24 protein-coding genes are annotated in these 26258 nt (G+C 71.9%); 12 read left to right on the forward strand and 12 right to left on the reverse strand.

The features are described from left to right. Positions 1-134 precede the first annotated feature (134 nt). The 4 genes from AB0I77_RS41155 to AB0I77_RS41170 all read left to right on the forward strand — a co-directional run bounded on the left by AB0I77_RS41155 (position 135) and on the right by AB0I77_RS41170 (position 3536). Positions 135-884, forward strand: a complete 750-nt coding sequence (locus AB0I77_RS41155; protein WP_363287962.1) for a transposase family protein — start codon at positions 135-137, stop codon at positions 882-884. Between the two features lie 275 nt (positions 885-1159). Continuing rightward, entirely contained in the window at positions 1160-1654 is a 495-nt protein-coding gene (locus AB0I77_RS41160) for a GNAT family N-acetyltransferase (RefSeq protein ID WP_363287963.1), read from the forward strand. Positions 1655-1791: 137 nt separating this feature from the next. Next, a complete protein-coding gene (locus tag AB0I77_RS41165) occupies positions 1792-2763 on the forward strand; it encodes a pyridoxal-phosphate dependent enzyme (RefSeq protein ID WP_363287964.1) in 972 nt (323 codons plus the stop codon). A gap of 107 nt (positions 2764-2870) precedes the next feature. Next, positions 2871-3536, forward strand: coding sequence for a nitroreductase (locus tag AB0I77_RS41170; protein WP_363287965.1), 666 nt, complete (start codon positions 2871-2873; stop codon positions 3534-3536). Positions 3537-3596: 60 nt separating this feature from the next. On the opposite strand, the gene AB0I77_RS41175 is transcribed toward AB0I77_RS41170, so the two are convergent. The 5 genes from AB0I77_RS41175 to AB0I77_RS41195 all read right to left on the reverse strand — a co-directional run bounded on the left by AB0I77_RS41175 (position 3597) and on the right by AB0I77_RS41195 (position 12083). Further along, entirely contained in the window at positions 3597-5771 is a 2175-nt protein-coding gene (locus tag AB0I77_RS41175) for an SWIM zinc finger family protein (RefSeq protein WP_363288042.1), read from the reverse strand. Between the two features lie 749 nt (positions 5772-6520). Continuing rightward, complete coding sequence (locus AB0I77_RS41180) at positions 6521-9346, reverse strand: DEAD/DEAH box helicase (protein ID WP_363287966.1); 2826 nt, start codon at positions 9344-9346, stop codon at positions 6521-6523. 114 nt (positions 9347-9460) lie between these two features. Beyond that, positions 9461-10042 (reverse strand): sugar kinase, encoded by a 582-nt coding sequence (locus AB0I77_RS41185; RefSeq protein ID WP_363287967.1) that lies wholly within the window; start codon positions 10040-10042, stop codon positions 9461-9463. After that, on the reverse strand, positions 10039-11187 hold the full coding sequence (locus AB0I77_RS41190) for an ROK family glucokinase (protein WP_363288043.1): 1149 nt from the start codon (positions 11185-11187) through the stop codon (positions 10039-10041). Before AB0I77_RS41190 ends, AB0I77_RS41185 begins: the two co-directional genes overlap by 4 nt. A 158-nt stretch (positions 11188-11345) precedes the next feature. Next, positions 11346-12083 carry a GntR family transcriptional regulator gene (locus AB0I77_RS41195; RefSeq protein ID WP_363288044.1) on the reverse strand — a complete coding sequence of 246 codons (738 nt, stop codon included), beginning with the start codon at positions 12081-12083 and terminating at the stop codon, positions 11346-11348. Positions 12084-12213: 130 nt separating this feature from the next. Between AB0I77_RS41195 and AB0I77_RS41200 the strand changes: the two genes are divergently transcribed. Further along, positions 12214-13239, forward strand: coding sequence for a Gfo/Idh/MocA family oxidoreductase (locus tag AB0I77_RS41200; RefSeq protein ID WP_363287968.1), 1026 nt, complete (start codon positions 12214-12216; stop codon positions 13237-13239). A 37-nt stretch (positions 13240-13276) separates the two neighbouring features. Here AB0I77_RS41200 and AB0I77_RS41205 read toward each other — a convergent pair whose 3' ends face one another. Beyond that, complete coding sequence (locus tag AB0I77_RS41205) at positions 13277-13948, reverse strand: response regulator transcription factor (protein ID WP_363287969.1); 672 nt, start codon at positions 13946-13948, stop codon at positions 13277-13279. Between the two features lie 139 nt (positions 13949-14087). After that, entirely contained in the window at positions 14088-15347 is a 1260-nt protein-coding gene (locus AB0I77_RS41210; RefSeq protein ID WP_363287970.1) for a histidine kinase, read from the reverse strand. A 117-nt stretch (positions 15348-15464) separates the two neighbouring features. Between AB0I77_RS41210 and AB0I77_RS41215 the strand changes: the two genes are divergently transcribed. The 3 genes from AB0I77_RS41215 to AB0I77_RS41225 all read left to right on the forward strand — a co-directional run bounded on the left by AB0I77_RS41215 (position 15465) and on the right by AB0I77_RS41225 (position 17214). Next, complete coding sequence (locus tag AB0I77_RS41215; RefSeq protein ID WP_363287971.1) at positions 15465-15665, forward strand: hypothetical protein; 201 nt, start codon at positions 15465-15467, stop codon at positions 15663-15665. 125 nt (positions 15666-15790) lie between these two features. Beyond that, positions 15791-16186, forward strand: coding sequence for a ribonuclease domain-containing protein (locus AB0I77_RS41220; protein WP_363287972.1), 396 nt, complete (start codon positions 15791-15793; stop codon positions 16184-16186). Between the two features lie 119 nt (positions 16187-16305). After that, entirely contained in the window at positions 16306-17214 is a 909-nt protein-coding gene (locus AB0I77_RS41225) for a fructosamine kinase family protein (protein ID WP_363287973.1), read from the forward strand. A 24-nt stretch (positions 17215-17238) separates the two neighbouring features. Here AB0I77_RS41225 and AB0I77_RS41230 read toward each other — a convergent pair whose 3' ends face one another. Next, positions 17239-17865: a dihydrofolate reductase family protein gene (locus AB0I77_RS41230; RefSeq protein WP_363288045.1), complete on the reverse strand. Its 627-nt coding sequence runs from the start codon at positions 17863-17865 to the stop codon at positions 17239-17241. A 105-nt stretch (positions 17866-17970) separates the two neighbouring features. Then, positions 17971-18810 carry an AIM24 family protein gene (locus AB0I77_RS41235; RefSeq protein ID WP_363287974.1) on the reverse strand — a complete coding sequence of 280 codons (840 nt, stop codon included), beginning with the start codon at positions 18808-18810 and terminating at the stop codon, positions 17971-17973. A 110-nt stretch (positions 18811-18920) separates the two neighbouring features. Between AB0I77_RS41235 and AB0I77_RS41240 the strand changes: the two genes are divergently transcribed. Beyond that, positions 18921-19682 (forward strand): SDR family oxidoreductase, encoded by a 762-nt coding sequence (locus tag AB0I77_RS41240; protein ID WP_363287975.1) that lies wholly within the window; start codon positions 18921-18923, stop codon positions 19680-19682. Between the two features lie 89 nt (positions 19683-19771). Here the strand turns inward: AB0I77_RS41240 and alc are convergent, their stop codons facing one another. Together alc and allB are read right to left on the reverse strand one after the other, a co-directional pair. Further along, positions 19772-20896, reverse strand: coding sequence for an allantoicase (gene alc, locus AB0I77_RS41245; protein ID WP_363287976.1), 1125 nt, complete (start codon positions 20894-20896; stop codon positions 19772-19774). A 48-nt stretch (positions 20897-20944) separates the two neighbouring features. Then, positions 20945-22285 carry an allantoinase AllB gene (allB, locus tag AB0I77_RS41250; RefSeq protein ID WP_363287977.1) on the reverse strand — a complete coding sequence of 447 codons (1341 nt, stop codon included), beginning with the start codon at positions 22283-22285 and terminating at the stop codon, positions 20945-20947. A gap of 218 nt (positions 22286-22503) precedes the next feature. Between allB and AB0I77_RS41255 the strand changes: the two genes are divergently transcribed. Then, positions 22504-23307, forward strand: coding sequence for an IclR family transcriptional regulator (locus tag AB0I77_RS41255; protein ID WP_363287978.1), 804 nt, complete (start codon positions 22504-22506; stop codon positions 23305-23307). Positions 23308-23335: 28 nt separating this feature from the next. Here the strand turns inward: AB0I77_RS41255 and AB0I77_RS41260 are convergent, their stop codons facing one another. Beyond that, a complete protein-coding gene (locus AB0I77_RS41260; protein WP_363288046.1) occupies positions 23336-23623 on the reverse strand; it encodes a DUF5955 family protein in 288 nt (95 codons plus the stop codon). A gap of 261 nt (positions 23624-23884) precedes the next feature. On the opposite strand from AB0I77_RS41260, the gene AB0I77_RS41265 reads away from it, so the two are divergent. Then, positions 23885-24484 (forward strand): nucleotidyltransferase family protein, encoded by a 600-nt coding sequence (locus AB0I77_RS41265; RefSeq protein ID WP_363287979.1) that lies wholly within the window; start codon positions 23885-23887, stop codon positions 24482-24484. A 135-nt stretch (positions 24485-24619) separates the two neighbouring features. Next, on the forward strand, positions 24620-26254 hold the full coding sequence (aceB, locus tag AB0I77_RS41270; RefSeq protein ID WP_363287980.1) for a malate synthase A: 1635 nt from the start codon (positions 24620-24622) through the stop codon (positions 26252-26254). Positions 26255-26258 lie beyond the last annotated feature (4 nt).

The raw sequence follows: 26258 nt of genomic DNA on the forward strand, positions 1-26258 counted from the left end.
CGGCAGCCGGTCGATCATTGAGGGTTTTCAGAGTGGCCCCCGGAGGGGTGACGGCGGGACCGTAGGCAACGGACAGGGTCCCCGTGCCGTTGAGAGAGGTGTCTAGGTCTCAACTCTCCAGCTCAGGAACCCTGTTGGTCCCGTATCCTGCCGCACTCGACCTGCCGCATGCACTCGTGGAGTGGGTGACGATGCTGATCGTCACCCGTGAGGGTGACCGGCGCTGCAAACTCCGGCCGTCCGAGCGTGCGGTGATCGCTCTGGCATACCTGCGCCGGCACGACCCCCTCACTCAACTCGCCGCGGGTTTCCGTATTTCCGTCGGCACCGCCCACGCGTACGTCACCACCGTCGTCGAGCACCTGGCCGACAAGGCGCCCGGCCTGCTGAAGGTCCTACGCGAGACAGACCCCGACTACGTTCTCGTGGACGGCACGCTCGCCGAGTGCGACCGGGTCGGCGACGGGCGCGCGGACTATTCGACGAAGCACAAGCGGCACGGTGTGAACGTGCAGGTCATCTCGGATCCGGCCGGTCGCACGCTGTGGCTCTCACCCGTCCTGCCCGGCCGCACACATGACCTGACCGCCGCCCGCACCCACAAGATCATCAGGATCTGTGAACGTCAGGGCGTCCCCGTCCTCGCCGACATGGCCTACATCGGCGCTGGCGAGTGGGTCACCACCCCCAAGCGCCGGCCGCCCCAAGGCGAACTCACCACGACCGAGCAGACGGTCAACCGGGCCTTGTCCGCCGCTCGCGTACCCGTCGAACGAGCAGTCGCCCGCCTGAAATCCTGGCGAATCTTCCGTCGCGCCCGCTGCAGCCCGAACCGCATAACGTCAATCACCAAGGCCGTCCTCACTCTGGAGCGGCACCGTTGAAAACCCTCATTGTCACCTCTGCGTGGTGTGCGGGTCGGCGGCCACCGCACAGCGAGGCCGTCGGCAGCGGCAGCGCGTCCAGCCAGCCGCAGCCGTCCTCAGTCGGCAACGGCACCAGCTGGGCCCGGTGGCGCAGCACGGCCCGTTGCTCGCGGACCGGCGGCGGGGAATCCATGCCTCCGGCAGCAGATCGTTATGTGGTCTGGCCCTTGGGACTGTCTGCCGCCGGCGGAAACTCAGGTGGCCTCAGCGCACGATGTGGGTAGGGTCGGGCAATGCCCGAGCTCAAGCGGCTGCACGCCGGCCACGCCCCGGCGGTTCTGGCCTTCGAGCTGGCGAACCGCACCTACTTCGCTGCCTCGATCTCCGACCGCGGCGACGACTTCTTCGACCAGTTCACCGACGGGTACAACGCCTTGTTGGCCGAGCAGGAGGCCGGCAGCTGCGCCTATTACGTGCTCGTCGCCGAGGACGGCTCAGTGGCCGGCAGGTTCAACCTGTACGACTTGGAGGACGGCACTGCCAGACTCGGCTACCGCGTCGCGGAGCAGGTCGCCGGCCGCGGAGTGGCGACCGCGACCGTCCTGGAGCTGTGCCGGATGGCGACCGCGCGGCACGGCCTGCGCACACTGCGGGCGGCCACCTCCCACGACAACGCCGCGTCCCAGAACGTCTTGACCAAGGCGGGGTTCGTCCCGGTCGGCCCTGCCACCCCGGCCGATCTCGGCGGCAAGTCAGGCACGTGGTACCAGCGCGACCTCCAGCCATAGACAGGGGGCAGGGCCCTGAGGGGAGGGTGTCCTGGCGTGGGGCTCGGCGTCGGGCCGGCCCAGTTCGTCCATGATGTCGTACGGCCGGACCCGGGACTGTGGCGGTTATCGACGCCGATTGCGGTACGTTTCTGGTCATGCTCACGACGCGCCTCGATCTTGCCCGGATCCGCGCGGCCCGCCGGGAAATCGACCCGGTCTTTCTGGATACTCCGCTGTACCAGTGCGACGCGTTGGGACGCGAGCTCGGCTGCACGGTGAGTATCAAGCTGGAAACGGCGAACCCGGTGCGCAGCTTCAAGGCCCGCGGCACCGAACTTGTCGCCGGCCTGCTGACCGACCAGGGACGCACAGCCGCGGTGTGCGCCAGCGCCGGCAACCTCGGCCAGGCACTCGGCTGGTCCGGTCGCCGCCGTGGCCTCGACGTGACGGTCGTGGCATCACGCAGGGCACCCGCGGCCAAGCTCGAGCGGATCCGGGCGCTGGGTGCGGAGTTGGAACTCGTCGACGGCGACTTCGAGCTGGCCCGCGAACGGGCCGTGAGTATCGCGCGACGGCGCGGCGTCCGGCTGGTCGAGGACAGCCTCGATATCGAGACCTGCGAGGGCGCCGCGACCATCGGCCTGGAACTGGCGAGCGGGGCGTCTGGGGCGTCCTCCTTCGACGTCGTCCTGATCGCCCTGGGCGGCGGCGCGATGGCCACCGGCGTCGGCTATGTCCTGAAGACCCTCTCGCCGGACGTCGAGGTGATCTGCGTGCAGCCCCTCGGCGCACCCGCGATGACCCGCTCCTGGCACCAGCGCCGGGTCGTCACCACCGACTCGACCGACACCATCGCCGACGGCGTCGCCGGCCGGTACCCCATCCCCGCGGTCCTGGACGATCTCCTCACGGTGGCCGACGACGCCGTCCTGGTCCACGAGGCGTCCATCGTCACGGGCATGCGGATGCTCCTGGAACGCGCGGGCCTGGTCGTCGAACCCTCGGCGGCCCTCGGCGTCGCCGCCATCCTGGAAGACCGTGACCGCTTCGCCGGCCGCCACGTGACCACCATCATCTGCGGCGGCAACGTCGACCTGGACGCCTACCACCGCTGGGTCCGCGCGTAAGCCGGCGGTCGCCGTCGCCGATCCTCCCACGTCGGCGCCCTGTCACGTTTTCCGGTCCCCGACTGTCATCTGGTGGACACGTCGATCGGATCGAAAGGCAGGCAGCCTTGGACGTCTATGAGGCAGTCACGAGCCGACGGGCAGTGCGCGGATTCACCGACCGGCCTGTCCCGAGAGAGGTTCTGGAGCGCGTGTTGTCCGCCGCGGCCTGGGCGCCGTCCGGATCGAACATCCAGCCGTGGCACGCCTATGTGCTGACCGGCGGGCCGCTGGCCGAGCTCAAGAAGCGCGCCGGCGAGCGCGTGGCCGCAGACGACCCCTGGGACGAGCGGGAGTACGAGATGTACCCGCGGGCACTGAAGTCCCCGTACCGCGAGCGCCGATCCGCCTTCGGCGCGCAGCGCTACGGCGCACTCGGCATCGGGCGCGAGGACTGGGAAGCGCGCCAGCGGGCCGCGTCCGCGAACTGGCAATGCTTCGGCGCGCCCGCCGCTCTGTTCTGCTACATCGACCGCGACATGGGCTCGGCCCAATGGGCCGACCTCGGCATGTATCTACAGACCGTCATGCTGCTGCTCCGCGCCGAAGGGCTGCACAGTTGCCCGCAGATGGCGTGGTCGGTGTATCGCGAGACCGTCGCGGAGGTCCTGTCACCTCCGGACGAGCTCATGCTCTTCTGCGGCATGTCGATCGGCTTCGAGGACGTCACGGTGGTTGACGCTCGCACGGGCCGGGCTCCGCTCGACGAGACGGTCACGTTCGTCGAGGGTTAGCACTCCATGAGCTGGCGGAGGGCCTGGGAGATGGGCCGCCTCCTGCGGGCAGGGTGAACTTCAGTGACGGGTAGTTGACAGGTCGCTCGGTGTGCCGAGGCCCGTCAGGGCGCCGACCGGATCCAGGTCCGGGGTGCCGCGGGGCCACCAGTCGTCGTGGCCCGGCTCCGATTCGTAGGCGTACCACAGGCCGTCGCGGCCGAGGCGGAGCTGGACATGGCCGCGGGGGTGGGTGAGGTGGTTGCGCCAGGGGCGGAAGGCCGGGAGGTCGGCGGCAAGGAGGAGGGGGCGGGCCCGGTCGAAGCGGCCGGCGGGCGGGTCCCAGGGTTCCTCGAGGACGCTGAGGCCCTCCAACCCGCCCTGACGCCAGGCGGCGACCGCGCGCGCCAGCTCGGCCGGGGTGCGGCCGACGGCGGAGGCGAGCGAGGAGTAGAGGGCGCGAGTGCCGGCGGTGAGTCCCGAACCGGGGCGAGCCGCCGCGAGCCGCACGGCGTCCTGCCACAGGGTCAGCTCGCCGACCGGGTCGCGGCCGGTGGTGAGCAGGGCGTGGGCGCGGGCCGCCGCGTCGGTGGCCAGCTGGTCCAGGGCGAAGGCGTCCGGGCCGCCCGAGGTCGCGGGGTACACCGGGGGCTGCCCGGGATGCGGGGGAACCGGCAACGGCGCCGGGAGGGGCGGGAGTTGGCGGGACGCGAGGACCTCGCCGGCCCGTACGCCGGGGAACGGCGCGGGCCCCTGTTCCTGTGCGGCGCGGGCCGCGCGGGCGGCGCTGAGCCGGGACAGGGCGTCGAGCAGCTCGCGTTCGCCGCGGCCGCGCAGCAGGAGCAGGACGAAGGGGTCGGCGTCGAGCAGGCGTGCGGTCTGGTAGCAGAGGGCGGCGGCGTGCTTGCAGGGATGACCGGAGTCGGGGCAGCTGCAAAGGGGTTCGAGATCGCCCGGGCCCGGCAGCAGCGGCACTCCGGAGTCGGCGAGGGAGTGGGGCATCTCCTTGTCGAGCAGTGCGGCGATGTGTCCCGGCCGGTCGGCGGCGCTGTCCAGGAACCGCTCCCAGTCGGCGTCGTCGAGCGTGCGCAGCCGCACCTGTACGCGGTACGGCCTCGGGCGGCTCCCCTGCACGTAGGCGAGGACGAGCCCGGGCGTCACCGTGATGGCGTCCACGTGCCCCTGCTCGGCGTACGCTCGGCCGCGCGCCAGCCGCTTGGCGTCCAACGCGCCCTCCTCCAGCGCGGCGACCCACGCATTGCCCCACCAGGTCTCGGCGAATCCGACGTCACCCGATGCCCGGGGCGGGAGCGCGGGGAAGGCGGGGTAGGTGCGACGCAGGTCGCCGTCGCGGCCGGGGGCCGCCATGGAACGAGGGACGCGGGGAGGGGCGGCGGGCGGGTTCGGGGGGTGGGTGTCGGTGGGGGGCGGGGGCGAAGTGGGGCTTGCTGCGGGGGTGGTTGGGGGGTGCTGGGGCGAGGTCGGCGCGGACGTTGGTGTGTCGGTTCGGTACGGCGGGGGTGCGGAGGGTGCGAGGGGTGCGGCGGTTTCCGGCGTCTCGGGTTGAGGTGACGGGGCCGAGGCGGGCCCCGGTGTGGAGGGCCGTTCAGCCGAACTCGGGTGGTCAGCCCGGGCGTTGACGTGCCGGCTTCGTGCCGGGTCTTCCGCGGAGGGGGCAGGCCCTGATTCGGTAGGTTCTTCCCCCGGCAGGGACGCCGTAGTGGGCATCTGGAAAGCTCCCTCGAGCAACTCCCGTACGTCCCGCGCCCGAACGCCGGCAGGGCGGCCGGGTCCTCCGCTTCGAGCCCCCGAAGCGGGAGCGGGCGTGCGACGCGGACGCCGCGTGCTCTCCGCTTCCTCGCCCCCGGCATCCGTCCGGGCCTGCCGCCCCTCGGCGCGAGCAGCCCGCAGCGCCTCGCGCGCGACATCCGCGGGACGCGCGCCCCGCCGGTCTGCACCGCCCTCGGCCGTCGAGCCGGCCTGCTCGATGCCACCCGGACCGACCCCGCCGGCGGACGCGTCCCGAGCCGACCCGCCCGAAGTACCGTCGGCCGCGCTGCCGGAGCCTGCGTCCGGCACCGCGCCCGAAGTACCGTCGGCCGCGCTGCCGGAGCCTGTGTCCGGCACAGCACCGTCGTCCGAGTCCTCGGTGTCGTCGGCGTCCGGAGACCCGCCCCGCCTGGCGGCGACGGCCCGCCGCAGCGCCGCGCGCGCCACGTCACCCGGCCGGGCACGAACTACGGGCTTCTCGGGCACCGCAGCTTGCCCGGACTCCCCGCCCCCCTCGGAGCCCCAGGCCACCTCGCCCCCACCGAGTCCCCGGGCCCGCCCGGACTCCTGCCCTGCCCCGGGCTTCCCGAGATCCCCGACCTCCCCACCCCGCTCCGACACCTGGCCCACCCCGGCCCCTTCGAGACCCCCGACCTCCCCCCGCTCCGACACCCCGCCCACCCCGGGCCCGTCAAGTCCCCCGGCCCGCCCGGACTCCTGCCCTGCCCCGGACCTCCCGAGAACCCCAACCTCCCCACCCCGCTCCGATACCCGGGACACCCCGGGCCCGTCGAATTCCCTGGCCCGCCCGAGCTCCTGATCCACCCCAGGCGTCTCAAGATCCCCAACCTCCGCTGCCCACTCAGCCACCTGCTCCACCCCGGCCCCCTCAAGACCCCCAACCTCCCCAACCCGCTCCGACACCCGGCCAACCCCAAGCGCGTCAAATTCCCCAGCCCGCCCGAACTCCTGATCCACCCCACGCCTCTCAAGATCCCCCGCCTGCTCAGACACCTGGCCCACCCCAAGCCTCCCGACATCCCCAACCTCCCCACCCCGATCCGACACCCGGCCCACCCCACCCCCCTCAACATCCCCACCCTCCCCACGAACCCCCCGTTCCACCTCCCCCTCGATACGCGCACCCGGCCGCTCGGTGTCCGCGGGCGTCCCCCCGTCGGCACGCTCCCGTGCCGCCCGCAACGCGCGGCGGGCCTCGTCGGCGGGGTGGGGTGTCATGACGGCCTCCGGAGGGAGACCAGGTCGGAGAGGTCGCGGTCCGTCAGTTCTGTGAGGGCCGACTCGCCGGAGCCGAGGATCGCGTCGGCCAGGGCGCGCTTGGCCTCCAGCATCTGGGCGATGCGGTCCTCGACCGTGCCCTCGGTGATGAGGCGGTGGACCTGGACCGGCTGGGTCTGGCCGATGCGGTAGGCGCGGTCGGTGGCCTGTTCCTCGACGGCCGGGTTCCACCAGCGGTCGAAGTGGACGACATGGCCCGCGCGGGTGAGGTTCAAGCCCGTCCCGGCCGCCTTCAGCGACAGGACGAGAACGGGTGTCGCTCCGCTCTGGAAACGGTCCACCATGCGTTCGCGCTCCGGCACCGGCGTACCGCCGTGCAGGAGGTCCACCGGGACCGCGCGGGCGGACAGGTGGGAGGTGATCAGGCGGGCCATGCCGACGTACTGCGTGAAGACGATCGCCGAGCCGTCCTCGGCGAGCAGCGTGTCCAGCAGTTCGTCGAGGAGGGCCAGTTTGCCGGAGCGGGCGAGGAGTCGGTCGGTGGCGGTCGGCGGGACGTCCTCCTTCAGGTACAGCGCGGGGTGGTCGCAGATCTGCTTCAGCGCGCCCAGCAGCTTCAGCACCAGGCCCCTGCGGGCGATGCCCTCCGCGGTCTCGATGGCCAGCATCGACTCGCGCACCACCGCCTCGTAGAGCGCGGCCTGTTCGCGGGTGAGCGGGACCGGATGGTCCGTCTCGGTCTTGGGCGGCAGCTCGGGGACGATGCCGGGGTCGGACTTCTTGCGGCGCAGCAAGAAGGGGCGGACGAGGCGGGCCAGCCGGGTCACCGCCTCCTCGTCCTCTCCGTTCTCCGCCGCCCGCGCGTGGCGGGCGCGGAAGGACTTCAGGGGGCCCAGGAGTCCCGGTGTCGTCCAGTCCAGCAACGCCCAGAGCTCGGAGAGGTTGTTCTCGACCGGCGTGCCGGTGAGGGCCACGCGCGCGGGGGACGGGATCGTGCGCAGGGCCTTGGCCGTCGCCGAGTACGGGTTCTTCACGTGCTGTGCCTCGTCCGCGACGACCATCCCCCACCGCTGCTCGGCCAGCCGTGGCGCCGCCGACCGCATGGTGCCGTACGTGGTGAGGACGAAGCCGCCGTCGAGGTCGTCGAGGTTGCGGTCCGGGCCGTGGAAGCGGCGGACGGGGACGCCGGGCGCGAACCGGGTGATCTCGCGCTGCCAGTTGCCCAGCAGCGAGGCCGGGCAGACCACCAGCGTGGGTTCGGTACGGGCGCGGCGCAGGTGCAGGGCGATGAGGGTGATCGTCTTGCCGAGTCCCATGTCGTCGGCGAGGCAGCCGCCGAGGCCGAGGGAGGTCATGAGGTCGAGCCAGGCCAGGCCCCGGAGTTGGTAGTCGCGCAGGGTGGCGTGCAGGCCCGGGGGCGGTTCGGCGGGCCGCACTCCGGCGGTCAGTCGGTCGCGCAGGGCGGCCAGGGTGCCGGCGGGCACCGCCTCGACCGTCTCACCGTCGACCTCCGCGCTGCCGGTGAGGGCGACGGAGAGCGCGTCCACCGGGTCGAGCAGGCCCAGTTCGCGCTTGCGGGCCTTGCGGACGAGGCCGGGGTCGACCAGCACCCACTGGTCCCTCAGGCGGACGACCGGACGGTGGGCCTCGGCCAGCGCGTCCATCTCGGATTCGCTGAGCGGGTCGCCGCCGATCGCCAACTGCCAGCGGAACTGGAGGAGTTCCTCGCTCTCGAAGAAGCCGGTGCCGTCGGTCGCCGAGCCCGGGGCGGGCCGGACCACCGCGGCCGCGCTGAGGTCCTGCGCCAGGTCACGGGGCCAGTGCACGGCGACCCCGGCCGCCGCGAGCCGGGTGGCCGCGACACCGAGCAGGTCGCCCAACTCCTCTTCGGACAGGGCCAGTACGTCGGGCACGTCCTGCTCGGTGAGCCGGTCGAGCGGGGGCCAGACGCGGGCGGCGCGCCGCACGGCGAGGGCCGCGTCCACGCGGGCGCGTGGCCCGAAGGTGGCGTCCGCCGCGCCCGCCCACAGGGCCGCCGCGTCGGCCACGAGGGTGGGGTCGGCGAGGCTGTGCACCTGGACGATCGCGGCGCCCGCGCCGCGTGCGCCGTCGCCGTCGTCGTCGAACAGGTCGTACGCCGACAGGTCCAGGCGGAGCGAGATCCGCACGCCCGCGTCCATGCCGGCGGCGACCTCCGCGGCCCAGTCCTGGGCGTCGGGCAGGCGCTGCGCCTCGCGTGCCGCGAAGGGCTTGCCGGAGGCGTATGGAGCGGCGGGGGTGCGGGGCAGGGTGTCCGCGACCGCGTCCAGGAAGGAGCGCATCAGCGCTTCCGGTGCGGGCAGCCGGATCGGGCCCGGGCCGGGCAGCGGGACCGCGTGCCCTTCGTACGGCAGGGCGGCGGCGACGGCTCGCAGGTGGGCGAGGTCGTCCGGGTCGAGGGGGCCGGCCCGCCAGGCGTCGTGGCCGGTGGCCGTCAGGCCGGGGAGCAGCCGGCCACGGGCCGTGAGCCGCAGGGCGTGCAGTGCGGCCGCACCCCAGCAGGCGGTGGCGGGGTGGGCGGCGGGGTCGCGCCGGGCGCGCACGAGCAGGGGCAAGGCCTCGCCGAGCGGGAGCGACAGGGCGGGGGCGGACCTGCGGCGTACGCCGGCACCATGACGTCGTACGACGGTGAGCTCAGTGTCGGCGGCCGGCAGCCCGCCGTCCTCCGGATCCCAGAAGGCCACGCGCCCCTCGCGGGGAAGCGGGGCGGGCAGGAACACCGCCGCGAGCCGGACGGGGACGGCTTCCGCCGCCGGGTCGGCCATCGCCGTCATGCCGCTCATACTCCTGTCACCTCCCGCCCGTGTGTCGGATCACTCGTCTTCGACTCTACGGGCGGGGTCTGACAATCGGCCCCGGCGGCCGACCGGGGGCCCGTCACCGCACGTCATGCCACGTCATGGAACCGTGCGCGCGACGACGTACACGATGGGGTAGACCGGGTTGGCCAGGTTCACCACGACGTCGTGGGTGGGGGCCGGGTTCTTCTGCGTGTGCCTGAGGCCCGACCACTGGCCGGGACCCTTGAACGACCAGCCGGTGATGTGCTGGTCCCGGGCGCTGATGGTGATCTCGCCCTTCTCGAGGTCGTCCCGGTTGACGCCCATGCCCGTGAGGAAGGCGTCCAGGCCCGCCTCGCTGGTGCGGAACTGGACGTACAGGCGGCTGGTCTTCCAGTTGTTGGTCTCGTAGTACGCCAGCTGGTCCGCCGGATGCGGGACCGGAATCTGGTACAGCCGGCGCTGGACCTTGGAGGGCCAGCCCTCGGCCAGGCCCCTCGCCGCGTACTTCTCCTCCTTGTCCTTGCCGCTGTCGCGGCTCTGGCTGGCGGAGATCGCCAGGTAGCCGGCCGGGACCCCGATGAGCAGCCCGATGATGAGCAGGGTGATCGCCCTGCGGCGGATCTTGTGGCCACGGCCCTCGGCCGGCCGGGACGGCTCGTCCGGGAACTCGGCCGGGTGTGACATCGCTGGGGTCACGCGGACCCCTGCGATGTACGGCGGGCCTCCACGTATCGCTCGTACCGCTCGTACCGCTCGACCCGGCGGCGCTTGGCGCGGCGGAAGCGGCGGGCGACCAGGCGGGCGAGGTCGGCGGCGCCGACCATGCCGGCCTCGGGGCCCAGCTGAGCGCGGGCGATGCGAGCCTCGGGGCGGTAGCCGCGGCCGGTGAGCTGGCGCTTGAAGGCGTCTCGCGCGGGGCCGATCAGCAGGTCGTCGGCGGCCGAGACCCCGCCGCCGATCACGAAGCAGGACGGGTCGAGGGCGGCGGCGAGGTTGGCGATGCCCACGCCGAGCCACTGGCCGATGTCCTGGAGCAGCTCTATGCACATCGCGTCGCCCTCGCGGGCCAGCTCGGTGATCATCGGGCCGGTGATCTCGTTGATGTTGCCCTTGACGTGCTCGATGATCCCGTACGCCACCGGGGAGTCGGCGACGGCGAGTTCGCGCGCCTCCCTGACCAGCGCGTTGCCGGAGCTGTACTGCTCCCAGCAGCCGCGGTTGCCGCACGGGCAGCGGTGTCCGCCGGGGACGACCTGCATGTGGCCGAACTCGCCCGCGACGCCGTACTTGCCGCGCTTGACCTGGCCGTCCTCAAGGATCGCGCCGCCGATGCCGGTGCCGAGCGTGATCATGACGAGGTGGTCCTCGCCGCGCCCGGCGCCGAAGCGCCACTCGGCCCAGGCGGCGGCGTTGGCGTCGTTGTCGACCAGGACCGGGACGGCGAGACGGCTGGAGATGCGGTCCCGGAGAGGCTCGTTGCGCCAGGACAGGTGCGGTGCGAACAGGACGCGGTTGCGGTCGGCGTCGACCCAGCCGGCCGCGCCGATGCCGACCGCGTGCACGTCGTGCCGGTCGGACAGGTCCAGGACCAGTTCGACGATGGTGTCCTCGACCACCTTGGGGCTCTTGGACTTGTCCGGGGTCTCCGTGCGGACCTTCTCCAGGATGTTGCCATCGGCGTCGACGACGCCCGCCATCACCTTCGTGCCACCGATGTCGATACCGACCGTGGGCACGCGGGGTGCTGTCAGGTGCGAGCGGCGCTCCCTTGTACCGACCGTGCGGAGCGCCGGCGCGCGGCGGGAGCCGATGGGGGCGCTGAAGTTGCCGTAGGTGCTCATCGGGCCCGATTCTGCCTCACCGCCGGTGTGGGTGCCGTACGGGGGAGCCAAGGACACCGGTTCCGCGTACGGCTCCCGGTCGGTTTCCGCATACGGCACCCCCGTCGGTCGCCTTGTCCTGACATTGCGACGAACCGCGATCCCGCGGAAGAGGGACCTCAGGGCCGTACAAGCAGCTGGAACTCGAAGGAGTAGCGGGTCGGCCGGTAGGTGTGGCTGCCGAATTCGACCGCGCGGCCGGTGTCGTCGAAGGTCGTGCGCTGCATGGTGAGCAGCGGGGCGCCCTCCTCCTCGGCGAGCCGCTCGGCCTCGGCGGCGGTGGCCGCGCGAGCGCCGATGGACTGGCGGGCGCTGTGCAGCGTGATCCCCGCGGCGCGCATCATGCGGTACAGGCCGGTGGCCTCCAGCTGCTCGGTGTCCAGGTCGAGGAGGCCGGGCGGCAGATAGTTGCTGAGGTACGCCATCGGCTCACCGTGCGCGAGGCGCAGCCGTTCCACCCGGTGTACGTCACTTTCCTCGGCCACGCCGAGCGCGGCGGCGATCTCGGCCGGCGCCGGGACGACCGTGTTGACGAGGACCTTTGTCGCCGGGCGCTGTCCGGCCGCCTCCAAGTCGTCGAAGAGGCTGCTCAGTTCGAGCGGGCGCTTGACCTGGCTGTGCACGACCTGGGTGCCGACGCCGCGGCGCCGCACCAGCAGGCCCTTGTCGACGAGGGACTGGATGGCCTGGCGGACGGTGGGCCGCGACAGACCGAGCCGTGCGGCGAGCTCGATCTCGTTGCCCAGCAGGCTGCCGGGGGTGAGCGCGCCGTGTTCGATCGCGGCCTCCAGCTGCTGGGACAGCTGGAAGTACAACGGCACGGGACTGCTGCGGTCGACACGGAGTTCGAGTGTCACGGTGGGGTCCACTCCTGGTTTCGGCACGGGGCCGAGCGTAGCTCCGGGAATGGTTGACGGGAAGTTCTGTAGTCAGATTGTCCGGACATACACATTGACAGCGTGCCTGGTCCGCACGCAGTTTGTTCCCATGCGCATCGGAGTCATCGGTACGGGCCGCATCGGCACCATTCATGCGAACACCCTCAGCCGGCACCGGGAGGTCGGCTCCCTGATCCTCACGGACGCCGACCCGGCCCGGGCCCAGGATCTCGCGCACCGGCTGGGCGAGACGGCGGCGCCCGGAGTGGACGAGATCTTCACCTGGGGCGTGGACGCCGTGGTGATCACCACGGCGACTTCGGCGCACGCCGAACTGATCGGTCGGGCAGCACGCTCGGACCTTCCCGTGTTCTGCGAGAAGCCGATAGCGCTCGATCTGCCGGGCACGCTGCAGGCGCTCGCCGAGGTGGAAGCGGCCGGAACCGTCCTCCAGATGGGTTTCCAGCGCCGCTTCGACGCGGGCTACACGGGCGCGCGCGAGGCGGTGCGCTCGGGGCGGCTCGGGCGGCTGCACACCGTGCGGGCCCTGACCTCCGACCAGACTCCACCGCCGGTCACCGCCTTACTTCTGTCGGGCGGCCTGTACCGGGACACCCTGATCCACGACTTCGACATCCTGCGCTGGGTGACGGGCCACGAGGTCGTGGAGGTGTACGCGGCCGGGTCCGACGCGGGTCCCGCGATGTTCCGCGAGGCGGGTGACGTCGACACGGGCGCGGCGCTCCTCACCCTGGACGACGGCACGCTCGCCACGGCCACGGCGACCCGGCTGAACGGCGCGGGCTACGACGTCCGCATGGAGCTGGCCGGGGAGCTGGACCAGATCGTGGTCGGCCTGGACGACCGTACGCCGATCGCCTCCACCGAGCCGACGGGGCCGCCGGCCGCGGACAAGCCGTGGACCGGTTTCCTGGAGCGCTTCGGGCCCGCGTACGAGGCCGAGTTGGGCGCGTTCGTCGATGTCGTGCGGGGCGAGCGGGACAATCCGTGCGACGGGCGGGAGGCCTTGCAGGCGCTGCGGATCGCCGAGGCGTGCGAGGTGTCGAGACGGGAGCGGAGGGTTGTGCCGCTGGCGGAGATTCCGGGGGGCGGCGCGGTGGCGGCCGCCATGTGAAGGGGCTCCGCCCCTTCGATCCCGCTGGGGGGCTCGATCACTTCTCCGGTTCCTCCAGAAGTCCCGCGTCGTACGCCAACAGGGCGACCTGCACCCGGTTGTTGAGGTCGAGCTTGGCCAGGATGCGAGAGACGTGGGTCTTGACCGTGGCCACGCTCATGAAGAGCGTCGCGGCGATCTCGGCGTTGGCCAGGCCGCGGCCGACCGCGACGGCGACCTCGCGTTCGCGGTCGTTGAGGGCGGCGATCCGGGCACGCGCGCGCGTGCGGCGCGTATCGGCGGCGGTGCCGGCCGCGTGCGCCATCAGCTGGCGGGTCACGGTGGGCGACAGGACGGGGTCGCCGGCCGCGACCCGGCGTACGGCGTCGAGGATCTCGGCGGGCGGGGTGTCCTTGAGGACGAATCCGGCGGCGCCCGCGCGCAGGGCCCGCAGCACCTGCTCGTCCGCGTGGAAGGTGGTCAGCACCACGACCTGCGGGGCCTCGGCCCGGCCGCGCAGCAGCTCCGTGGCGGTCAGGCCGTCCACCGACGGCATCCTGATGTCCATGAGGACGACGTCCGGACGGGTGCGGTCGACGAGTGCCTCGATCTCGCCGCCGTCGGCGGCCTCACCGACGATCTCGATGTCGTCGGCGCCGCCCATCATCAGGGACAGGCCTGCCCTCACCAGCGGGTCGTCGTCGACAAGGAGCAGCCTGATCGCAGTCATGGGCCCCACGTAATCACGATTCGACCCCACGCAATCATGGTTGCACGGCACCAGATCACCGTTGTGCCGGGCGAGTTGAGGGGGATGGCCGGACGGGGCCGGCGGAGGCGAAAAGGTTCCGCACCGGCCGCCGCCGGGGTCACCCCCACGGCAGCCATGCCCGCACCCGGAACCCCCCGTCCTCGTCCGACCCGTGCTCCAGCCTGCCCCCGGCCAGCGTCGCCCGTTCGGTCAGGCCGATCAGGCCCTGGCCGGAGCCGGGGACATGGGGAACCTCGCCGTCGGGCGGGGGGTTGCGGATCAGCACCACGAGGCCCTCGCCCGGGGCGCCGGTGACGGACACCGTGACCTCCGTGCCGGGGGCGTGCTTGCGGGCGTTGGTCAGGCCCTCCTGGGCGATGCGGTACGCGGTGCGGCCGACGGAGGCGGGGACGGCCGCGGGGTCGGTGACGCGGTTGTCGAGGGTGACCTTCATGCCGGCCTCGCGGGATTCGGCGACCAGCATGTCCAGCGCGCCGAGCGTCGGCTGGGGGCGGCCCGCGTCGTCGGACTCGCCCGCCCGCAGCACGCCGATGATCTCCCGCAGGTCCTGTAATGCCTCGTGCGCGCTCTCCCGGATGACCCCGGCCGCCCGGGCGACCTCGGCCTGGGGCGCGTCCGGCCGGAACTCCAGGGCGCCCGCGTGCACGCTCAGCAAGGTCAGCCGGTGGGCGAGCACGTCGTGCATCTCGCGCGCGATGGCCTCCCGGGCCAGCCGCTGCGCCTGCTCCGCACGCAGCCGCGCCTCCGTCTCGGCGCGCCGGGCCCGGTCGCGCAGGCTCAGCATGAGCTGCCGCTTGGACCGTACGAACATGCCCCAGCCGACGGCCGCGAGGGTGAGCAGCACACTGAACGCGACCGCCACCACATACGGCAGGTCCGGCTCCGGGCGCAGCCAGAAGAAGAGCGGGACGAGCGCGACGGAGATACCGCAGATCCAGGCCACGTACCGGAAGGGCCGGTGCACGGCGAGCGTGAACAGGGCGATCAGGCCGGCGCCGCTCGCGGTGTTCGACAGGAACCCGACGACGACCATGGCGACAGCGAGCCCGACCGGCCAGCGGCGGCGCAGCCAGACCGCGGCGCAGGCGAGGGCGCCGAGCAGCTGGTCGGCGCCGGCGAGAGCGTGCGAAGTGTTCGGGTCGTTGTTCACGGTGTCCGCCGCCGTCAAGCCGAAGAGCACGGCCAGCAGGAAGCAGGAGAAGTCGACGATCCAGTCGCGCACGGTGCGCCGGGGCCGCCGTCCGGGCCGCCCCGTGTCGGGGTCGAGCTCATGGATGACGGCGGACGGCAACAGCCAGCGCCTCCCGGGGAAGGCGGGCGCTTCGGGCACTGTCTCGTCGACGCTCACAGTCGACAAAGCTACGCAGTGACGGTCCGCGGCACCTCCCCGCGAGCCGGATCGTCGACCAAAGTAGCCGGACCGGAGACTTTCGGCTGGTGCGGGCGGGAAGTCCGCGAGGCGAGCCTGTCTCTCATGAAGCAGTTGCTGGAATTCCTCGGACTCCTCGCCCTGGTGCAGGGTGGGATGGGCCTGCTGCACGAGTTCACCGACTGGCACGTCGGCCTCGTGCAACGGGTCGGTTTCCTCGACGGATACGAGATCTACGTGAGCGTCGCCCTGGTGGTGCTGGCGATCGCGCTGTTCGCCGCCGCCGAGAGCCAGAAGTCCGGCTGAGCGGCGAGCCGGAAGCCCGGCTGAGCGGCGGAGGTTAACTTCCGGAAAACGGATCGGACTTGACGGGAAAAACCTTCGAGCTTGTCATTGACATGCCATCGTCTACGCGCGTCATCATGGGAGCCATGAGATTCCCCCCACGCATCACTCGAATCGGCACCGCAGCCGCGCTCCTGTCCGCCCTGCTCGTAGGCGGCACCGTCTCCGCCACGTCGGCGAACGCCACCGCCACGGCGGTCGGCACCATCTGCTACGGCGACCTGCCCTCGCAGGCCTACGACACGCTCGAACTGATCGAGCAGGGCGGCCCCTTCCCCTACGACCAGGACGGGACCGTCTTCCAGAACCGGGAAGGCATCCTGCCCAGTCAGTCCACGGGCTACTACCACGAGTACACGGTGATCACCCCCGGCTCCTCCGACCGCGGCGCCCGCCGCATCGTCACCGGTGAGGAGACCCAGGAGGACTACTACACGGCCGACCACTACGAATCGTTCGACCTGGTCGACTACGACTGCTGACGCCCGCCGGGCATGACTCCCTGATCGACGGCGGATGAAGACCCTCGCCCCGCGGAGACCCCCCACAGCACAGGCCGCGGGGCGAGGCACCGTCACAGGCGTCGTGCTTTGATGCGCGGGTGTCGGAGACAGCGATTCTTCAAGAGCGGTTGACGGAAGCCGGATTCGCCGTGCGGTCGGTCGAGGCGGCGACCGGAGGAGCGGCCGCGGTTGCCGGGCTGGCCACCTTGTCCGACGGCGGCCGGGTGTTCGCGAAGACCTTGCGCGACGTGGACGCGGATGTGTTCGAGGTGGAGTCCGCCGGACTCCGTGCCCTGCGCGAGTTGGGCGGCGCACGGACGCCGACGGTGCTGGGCGTGTCCGGGCGGCTCCTGGTGCTGGAAGTGCTGCGCCCACGGCGTGACGACGACGAGGCGTACTGGGAGCGGCTGGCCCACATGGTCGCGGGCCTGCACACCTCGCAGACCGCCGACCGGTTCGGCTGGAGCCGGGACGGCTGGCTCGGCCGGATGCGGCAGGACAACGCCTGGGAGGAAGACGGGCACGCGTTCTTCGCGGCGCGCAGGATCCTGCGGTGGTTGCCGGAACCGCTGGTCGAGGCCGCGTTCGACCAAGAGGAACGCCAAGCGGTGGAGCGGTTGTGCGCCGCGCTGCCCGAGCTGATCCCGTCCCGGCCGCCCGCGTTGACACACGGCGATCTGTGGAGCGGAAACATACTCGCGGACCATGCCGGCGCCCCGGTACTCATCGACCCCGCGGTGTCCTACACCTGGCCCGAAGTGGATCTGAGCATGCTGTGGTGCTCGCCGCGTCCCCCCGCTTCCGAACGGTTCTTCAGCGTCTACGGGCAGCTGGCGCCGCTCGATGACGGCTGGGAGGACCGCATGCCCCTGCTGCACCTCCGGGAACTCCTCAGCACCATCGCGCACGGTGACGACCGCGAGGGGGGCGCCGCTGCGGCCGTCCGGGAGGTCATCGCGCCCTTCCGGCGCCGCGGTGCGGGTTCCCCTGAGCGCGGCGGCGCGTGAGGAGCCGTCCGGCCCGGCGGGGTGTCAGGACGTCTCCGGCAGCTCGTACGTGCCGTACTCGGGGCGGCCCGCCAGGTCGTAGGACTGGATGGAGACGCCCGCCGCGGTGACGCGTCCGCCGGTGTGCCGGAAGGCGGTCGGTACGGCGCCCTCGGCGAACAGGCGGCGGCCGGCGCCCAGCACCACCGGGAAGGTCAGCAGGTGGACGGTGTCGACGAGGTCGAGGCCGAGCAGGGAGCGGGCGAGGGCGCCGCTGCCGTGCACCTGGAGCTCACCGTCGGTGGTCTCCTTGAGGGCGGTGACCTCCTTGGCCAGGTCGCCGCTGAGCACGCTGGTGCCGGCCCACTTCGGCTCGGTGAGGGTGGCCGAGGCGACGTACTTCGGCAGGGCGTTGAGCTTGCCGGCGACCGGGTCGGCCGGGTCGGTGACCTTCGGCCAGTACGAGGCGAAGATATCGTAGGTACGGCGGCCGAGGAGGAAGGCGCCGACGCGGCCGAAGACCTCGTCGATGAACCGGCCGAAGTCCTCGTCGCCGTACGGAACGCTCCAGCCGCCCTGGTCGAAGCCGTCGCGGGGGTCCTCCTGGGGACCGCCGGGCGCCTGGTAGACGCCGTCGAGGGTGACGAAGCTGGTGAGGACGAGCTTGCCCATGGCGGGTGCCTGCCTTTCGGAGGTGGGGTCTGTTGTCATCAGCTCAGACCCCACCGGCACCCGCAACTCATCGGCCGGGCGTGGACGCTCAGCCGGCGTGCTCCCTCATCCGGCGTTCGTGGAGAACAGGCCGCCGGTCGGGCCCTGCTTGTCGCCGCCCTGGGCCTTCTTGAGGGCATTGGCGAGGCTCTCGATGGTGAGGGACTGGAGAATCACCCGGCCGTTGCCCTCCAGGGTGGCCAGGGACAGGCCCTCGCCACCGAAGACCGCGTTCATCAGGCCCTGGCGGTTGAGGCCGCCGACGCGCTGGACGCCGTACTGGATGCCCTCCTCGAAGGCGACCACGCAGCCCGTGTCCACCTCGATGCGGCCGCCGAAGTCGGCCGGGTTGAGGTCGATGAAGTTGCCGGCGCCGGCGATGATCACTGTGCCGTACCCGGTGAACTTCTCCAGGATGAAGCCCTCGCCGCCGCTGCGGCCGGTCTTGCCGCCCTGGAAGGCGATCCCGAAGTCGACGGTGGACTCGGCGGCGACGAAGGCGTCCTTCTCCGCGAACCACGCGCGCGTGCCGTCGAGTTCCAGGGCGCGCATCTCGCCGGGCAGCACGCCCGCGAAGCCGACGGTGCCCTCGCCGCCGGTCGAGGTGAAGTACTGGAACGCCAGCGACTCGCCCGCGAGCGCGCGCTGGCCGACCTGCATGGCGGTGCCCATGGCCTGGCGCAGCATGCCGCCCATGCCACCGCCCGAGCCGCTCGGACCGCCCTGCGGACCGCCCGGGGGCTGCTGTCCGCCGCCGCTGGAGGGGCCGGTCAGGCGGGTCTCCATGGTCACGTTCGTCGTCTTGAACAGGAACTTGCCCGCCTCGCAGTACACGGTCTGGCCGGGGTTCAGGCTGACGACCGCCATCTGCATGGCGTTGCCGACGATCTCTTGCTGAAGTGTCACGAGAGGAGAACGCGGGAGGTGGAGGGAAGAGTTCCGGCCACCTGGCATCGTCCGACCTCGGTGTCCGTTGCCCGCCAGCGCCTCGGTGGCGGGGGCGCTGGGATGGGTCCATGACCTCACAAGGAATCGCTTCGCAGGGAACCCTGAACGGCAAGGTGGCCCTGGTCACCGGCGGCAGCCGCGGCATCGGCGCGGCGACGGCGGTGCGGCTGGCCCGGGAGGGCGCCGATGTGGCCCTCACGTATGTGAACGGCAAGGAGGCGGCCGAGGACGTCGCACGGGCCGTCGAGGCGCTGGGACGCCGGGCGGTGGCCCTGCGTGCGGACTCCGCGGACGCTCAGGAGGCGGCGGGGGCGGTCGCGCGTACGGCGGAATTGCTCGGGGGGCGCCTCGATGTGCTGGTGAACAACGTGGGGGTCGGGCTGCTGGGGCCCCTGGAGAGCCTGTCGCTCGCCGATGTGGACCGGGTGCTCGCCGTGAATGTGCGCGGGGTGTTTCTGGCCTCTCAGGCGGCTGCCGCGCGGATGGTGTCGGGCGGCCGGATCATCACCGTCGGTACCTGTATGACGCAGCGGGTGCCGGGGCCCGGCGGGACGCTGTACGCGATGAGCAAGTCGGCGCTGGTGGGGCTGACGAAGGCGTTGGCCAGGGAACTGGGGGCGCGGGGGATCACGGCGAACATCGTGCATCCCGGGCCGATCGACACGGATATGAATCCGGCGGGTGGGCCGTATGCGCAGGGGCAGGCGGCGATGACGGCGTTGGGGCGGTTCGGTGTGGCGGAGGAGGTGGCGGGGATGGTGGCTTATGTGGCGGGGGCGGAGTATGTGACCGGCGCCGAGTTGTCTGTGGACGGTGGGCATGGGGCGTGATGCCGTCAGTGTTTCGCCCCCGCCGCCCCTGCCCCCCCCACTCTCGGCTTCGCTCGAGCGGGGGGACCCCCACGACGGGCTGAAATTCCTCACCCGCCCAGCTCCTGATGCCGGGCAGCCAGAGCGGAAGCGCCCCCCTCCGTCAGCGAGCCGAAGAGTCGCAGTCGGGAGATCCCGCCGTCGGGATAGATGTCCACGCGCGCGTGCGTGCCGACGGCGGGGGTCGGCAGGATGAAGCGGTGGTTGGTGTCGGGCTGGAGGCGGGTGCGCGGGAGGATCTCGTGCCAGTCGCCGGCGCCGTCGTCCTCGGCGTCCCGCAGGGACACCGACGCCCAGCCGGCGCTGTTGCCCTTCAGGTAGGCCGTGTCGATCTCGAGGGCGCGGATCTGGGACTGGGCGACCAGGCGGTAGCGGATCCAGTCGTTGCCCCGGTCGCGGCGGCGCCGGGTCTCCCAGCCGTCGTCCATCTTGCGGGAGCGGCCGGGCTGGATGGTGTTGGTGGCCGGTGAGTAGAAGAGGTTGGAGGCGTCCTCGGCCCGGCCGCCGTTCTCCAGGGCGAGGACGTCGAAGGTGCCGAGGACCTCCAGCCACTTCGGGTCCGGGACGACCTCGCCGTACACACGCAGGCGCGCGATGCCGCCGTCGGGATGCTGGTTGACGCGCAGGTGGGTGAAGCGCTGCTCGACCGAGACGGCGAAGCCGTTCGCGGCGTGCCCGCCGACCGGCGTGCGCGGGACGAGCGTCGTCCACTTCACGTCGTCGGACAGGAGTTCCTCGGGGGACGGGGAGCCGGGTACCGAGGTGCCCTCGACCGACACGGCCTGCGGGTAGTTGCCGCGGAAGTGGGCCGTGTCGACGACGATCCCGCGGATCACGCCCGGTGCGCCGAGGCGGACCAGCGCCCAGTCGTGGTCCTGTGCGGTCGGCCAGGGGTGCTCGGCCGAGGCGCCGCGGCGGCGGCGGGTCTCCCAGCCGTCCATGATCTTGCCCTTGTGCCCGAAGTGCTCCGGGTCGAACTCGGCGCGCTCGGGCACCAGCAGGTTCTCACGCTGGGCGAAGAACTCGTCGTTGGCGGCGATGACACCGGCGCCGAGCCGCCGGTCGGCGAGGTTGGCGTACTGGGTGAAGGGGAAGTCGGCGGTGCGGTAGTCCGCGTACGGGTCGCCGCCTGGGTAGGGGTTCGCGTCGCCGGTGAAACTCGAAATCGCCGTCACGGTGATCAGGTCTGCCTCTCGGGAGTCGGCTCTGCGGGTGCGGGGGAATCAGGGGGTCCTGGTGAGCAGTCGCCCCTTCGGCTCGGTGAACTCGCCGTCCGCGACGATGCGTTCGCCGCGCAGCCAGGTGGACTTCACTACGCCCTGGAGGGTCTTGCCCGCGTACGCCGTGACGCGGTTGCGGTGCTGGAGGGCCGCCGGGTCGACCGTGAACGTCTCCTCGGGCGCGAGGACCGCGAAGTCGGCGTCCCGGCCCGCCTCGATGGCGCCCTTGCGGGCGTCGAGACCCACCAGTCGCGCCGTGCGCGTGGACATCCAGCGGACCACGTCCTCCAGGCCGTGGCCGCGCCGCCGCGCCTCGGTCCACACCGCCGCCAGGCTGAGCTGGAGGCCGGAGATGCCGCCCCAGGCCGTGGCGAAGTCGTCCGTCTTCAGGTCGGCCGTCGACGGCGAGTGGTCCGTGACCACGCAGTCGATCGTGCCGTCCGCCAGCGCCTGCCACAGCAGGTCCTGGTTGGCGGCCTCGCGGATGGGCGGGCAGCACTTGAACTCGCTGGCCCCGTCCGGGACTTCCTCCGCCGTGAGGGTCAGGTAGTGCGGGCAGGTCTCGACCGTGATCCGTACGCCCTGGGCCCTGGCCTCGGCGATCAGCGGCAGCGCGTCGCTGGAGGAGAGATGGAGCACGTGCACGCGCGCGTGAAACCGCTTCGCCTGCGCGATGAGGTTCGTGATCGCCGTGTTCTCGGCGTCGCGCGGGCGGCTGGCGAGGAAGTCGGCGTACTTCGGGCCGCTGTGCCCCGGCGCGGAGTCCAGGTGGCGCGGGTCCTCCGCGTGCACGATCAGCAGACCGCCGAAGGAGGCGATCTCGGCGAGGGAGTGGGCGAGTCGGTCCTGGTCGAGGTGCGGGAACTCGTCCACGCCGGACGGGGACAGGAAGGCCTTGAAGCCGAAGACCCCGGCCTCGTGCAGCGGGCGCAGGTCCTTGACGTTGTCGGGCAGGGCACCGCCCCAGAAGCCGACGTCGATGTGGGCCTTCTCGGCGGCGACGTCCCTCTTCGTACGGAGGTGGTCGACCGTCGTCGTCGGCGGGAGGGAGTTGAGCGGCATGTCGACGAGGGTGGTGATGCCGCCGGCGGCCGCGGCGCGGGTGGCGGTCCAGAAGCCCTCCCACTCGGTGCGGCCGGGGTCGTTGACGTGCACGTGGGTGTCGACCAGGCCGGGCAGCAGGACGTCGTCACCGAAGTCCTCCAGCCGGGCGCCGGACGGTACTTCGGCGTCGTACGGCAGCACGGCCGCGATCGTCCCGGCGGCGACCGCGACCGAGGCGGCGCGGGTCCCCTCCGGGGTGATGACGCGTGTCGAGCGCAGCACCAGTTCTACGTCGGACACCCGGTCCCCTTTCAACGTTCTGTTGAAGGAGTCTTCACTCCCGCTTCCGCAGCGTCAAGGGCACACTTCCCCAGGAGGCCTCAAAGGCGCCCACTCTGGACGTTTCCACAACACGGAATTAGGATTCCGGCAAGCAGAACGTAGTGACCGCACAAGCGAGGAGTCAACCGACTGGCGGGTAGGCTTCTGCCCTTCCGTCAGCCCGAAAGGAACGCGCCGTGCCGACGTCCAGCGCCAGCACCACCGGATCCGCCAAGTCCTCCGCCAGCGGTGGTGTCCAGTCCCTCGAGCGCGCCTTCGACCTGCTCGAACGGATGGCGGACGCGGGCGGCGAGGTCGGCCTGAGCGAACTCTCCGCGAGCAGCGGGCTGCCGCTGCCCACCATCCACCGGCTCATGCGCACCCTCGTGGCATGCGGATACGTGCGCCAGCAGACCAACCGCCGGTACGCGCTCGGCCCGCGCCTGATCCGGCTCGGCGAGTCCGCCTCCCGGCTGCTCGGCACCTGGGCCCGCCCCTATCTCGCCCGCCTGGTCGAGGAGACCGGCGAGACGGCGAACATGGCGCTGCTGGACGGGGACGAGATCGTCTACGTGGCGCAGGTGCCGTCCAAGCACTCGATGCGCATGTTCACCGAGGTGGGCCGGCGGGTGCTGCCGCACTCCACGGGTGTCGGCAAGGCTCTGCTCGCGAACACCCCGGACAGCGAGGTGCGCGCCCTGCTGTCCCGCACCGGCATGCCCGCCGCGACGGAGAAGACCATCACCACTGCGGAGGGCTTCCTCGCGGCGCTGGAGGACGTGCGGCGCCGGGGATACGCGGTCGACGACAACGAGCAGGAGATCGGCGTCCGCTGTCTCGCGGTGTCCGTGCCCGACTCCCCCACCGCGGCGGCCATTTCGATCTCGGGCCCGGCGGGCCGGCTCACGGAGGCGGCGACGGAGAAGATCGTGCCCGTGCTCCAGCAGGTGGCCGTGGAACTGTCGGAGGCACTGGCGAGCTCGGGCGGCAACGGCGCGTAGGCCTGCCACCTCTGGCCCCACGATGGCATCAGCCGCGCGGCGGCTGCCCGAACAGCTCCACCGCACCGCGGACGTCCGACAGGCCCCGGGACAGCGCGCTGACGGAGCCGATCGCGCCCGCGATCAGCAGGAGGGAGCGGCGCAGCCGGGGGATCTCGGGGGCGCCGTCGGCCGTCATCGCGGCGAGCGCGGCGAGTTCGTCCTCGGCGATGCCACGGTCGGGGAACTCGGCCTGATACGCGGCGAGTTCACGACGCAGCCGGGACACCGCGGTCCCCAGTTCCGCCACTCTTGGGTCCTTGTCGCTGCCGGTCACCGGTTTCTGCCCCAAGCTCCGCAACACAGCTCTCCCCCCTGCACGCCTCTGTGCGCAGGTACACAGTCACGCGGTCCGTCGTGATCCCGGCAGGCGTTTCGCGCCCCCGCCGAGCTCCCCCTGACAGTGGTCGGGCGCCGGGGGACGCGGGTCAGTAAACGCCACCCGATGGCGGGCGCGCCACCGCCCTGACCAAAATTCAGCCCTAAGAAACCGGGCGCGCGCCCGGGCGTCAGGTATGCGGTCAGGTATGCAGGACGCATGACGGAGAACGAACAGCAGGTGGCCGGGCTCCTCCTCGCGGCCGGCGGCGGACGGCGGCTGGGCGGACGCCCCAAGGCACTGCTGCCGCACCGGGGGCGGCCACTCGTCGAGTACGGGGTCGGCGTCCTGCGCGCGGCCGGCTGCACCCGCGTCCATGTGGTCCTCGGGGCCGCGGCAGCCGCCGTACGGGAGCGGGCCGAGCTCGGTGACTGTGTCCTCGTGGAGAACCGCGTCTGGGCCGAGGGCATGGGCTCGTCCCTGCGGGCCGGGCTCGACTCGCTCGCCGGTACGGGTGCGCGGGCCGCGCTGGTCTCGCTCGTCGACCAGCCCGGCATCGGGCCGGAGGCGGTCGCCCGGGTGCTCGGCGCGTACCGGGACGAGGACTCGCTGGTGTCGGCCTCCTACGACGGCGTGCGCGGCCACCCCGTCCTCCTCGGCGCCGCCCACTGGGCGGGCGTCGCCGCGACTGCGACCGGCGACCGGGGGGCACGCGCCTATCTGAAGGCGCACGAGGAGGCGATCACGCTCGTCGAGTGCGGGGATGTGGCGCGGCCCTACGACGTCGACACGGCGGCGGACCTGGCGCACCTCGAATGAGGGTGGTGGCACCGAGCGCCACCTTTCCTCGAACTTTCCTCGAAGCGGAGAATCTCGACATCAACAAAACATTGAACTTCCACCATGAGGAAACTAGTATCCACTGCCAGAGTCCCACGAAGGAAGTGACAGCTGATGTCCGCACCAGCGCCGTCCCCGCTGGCCATCGTCGACGCCGAGCCCCTGCCCCGGCAGGAGGAGGTCCTCACCGAGGCGGCCCTCGCCTTCGTGGCCGAGCTGCATCGCCGGTTCACCCCCCGGCGTGACGAACTCCTCGCCCGCCGGGCGGAGCGCCGCGCCGAGATCGCCCGCACCTCCACGCTCGACTTCCTCCCGCAGACGGCCGCGATCCGCGCGGACGACTCCTGGCGGGTGGCCCCCTCCCCCGGGGCCCTGAACGACCGCCGGGTCGAGATCACCGGCCCCACCGACCGCAAGATGACCATCAACGCCCTCAACTCTGGCGCCAAGGTGTGGCTGGCCGACTTCGAGGACGCCTCGGCGCCGACCTGGGAGAACGTCGTCCTGGGCCAGCTCAACCTGATCGACGCGTACACCCGGAACATCGACTTCACGGACGCGAAGTCGGGCAAGTCGTACGCCCTGAAGGCCGCCGAGGACCTCGCCACCGTCGTCACGCGCCCGCGCGGCTGGCATCTGAACGAGCGTCACCTCGTGGCCCCCGACGGCAGCCAAGTCCCCGGCGCCCTCGTCGACTTCGGCCTGTACTTCTTCCACAACGCCCAGCGTCTGCTCGACCTCGGCAAGGGCCCGTACTTCTACCTCCCGAAGACGGAGTCACACCTGGAGGCCCGCCTGTGGAACGACGTGTTCGTCTTCGCGCAGGACTACGTCGGCATCCCGCAGGGCACCGTGCGCGCGACCGTCCTCATCGAGACGATCAACGCCGCCTACGAGATGGAGGAGATCCTCTACGAACTCCGCGACCACGCCTCCGGGTTGAACGCGGGCCGCTGGGACTACCTCTTCTCCATCGTGAAGAACTTCCGTGACGGCGGCGCCAAGTTCGTCCTGCCGGACCGCAACGCCGTCACGATGACGGCCCCGTTCATGCGGGCGTACACCGAACTCCTCGTGCGCACCTGCCACAAGCGCGGCGCGCACGCGATCGGCGGTATGGCGGCGTTCATCCCCTCGCGCCGGGACGCCGAGGTCAACAAGGTCGCCTTCGAGAAGGTCCGCGCCGACAAGGACCGCGAGGCGAACGACGGTTTCGACGGCTCCTGGGTCGCCCACCCCGACCTGGTGCCGATCGCCATGGAGTCCTTCGACCGGGTCCTCGGCGACAAGCCGAACCAGAAGGACCGGCTGCGCGAGGACGTCGACGTCAAGGCGGCCGACCTGATCGCCATCGACTCCCTGGACGCCAGGCCGACGTACGACGGTCTCGTCAACGCCGTCCAGGTCGGCATCCGTTACATCGAGGCCTGGCTGCGCGGTCTCGGCGCGGTCGCCATCTTCAACCTCATGGAGGACGCGGCGACCGCCGAGATCTCCCGTTCGCAGATCTGGCAGTGGATCAACGCGGGCGTCGAGTTCGAGCACGCCGGGAACACGGTGAAGGCGACGCCGGAGCTGGCCCGCGAGGTCGCGGCCGAGGAACTGAGGAACATCAGGAGCGAGCTCGGCGAGGAGGCCTTCGCCGCCGGTCACTGGCAGCAGGCCCACGACCTCCTCCTGGAGGTCGCGCTCGACGAGGACTACGCCGACTTCCTGACCCTGCCGGCGTACGAGCAGCTGCGCGGCTAGAACC

It is taken from the genome of Streptomyces sp. NPDC050619, assembly GCF_040654815.1.
GTDB lineage: Bacteria > Actinomycetota > Actinomycetes > Streptomycetales > Streptomycetaceae > Streptomyces.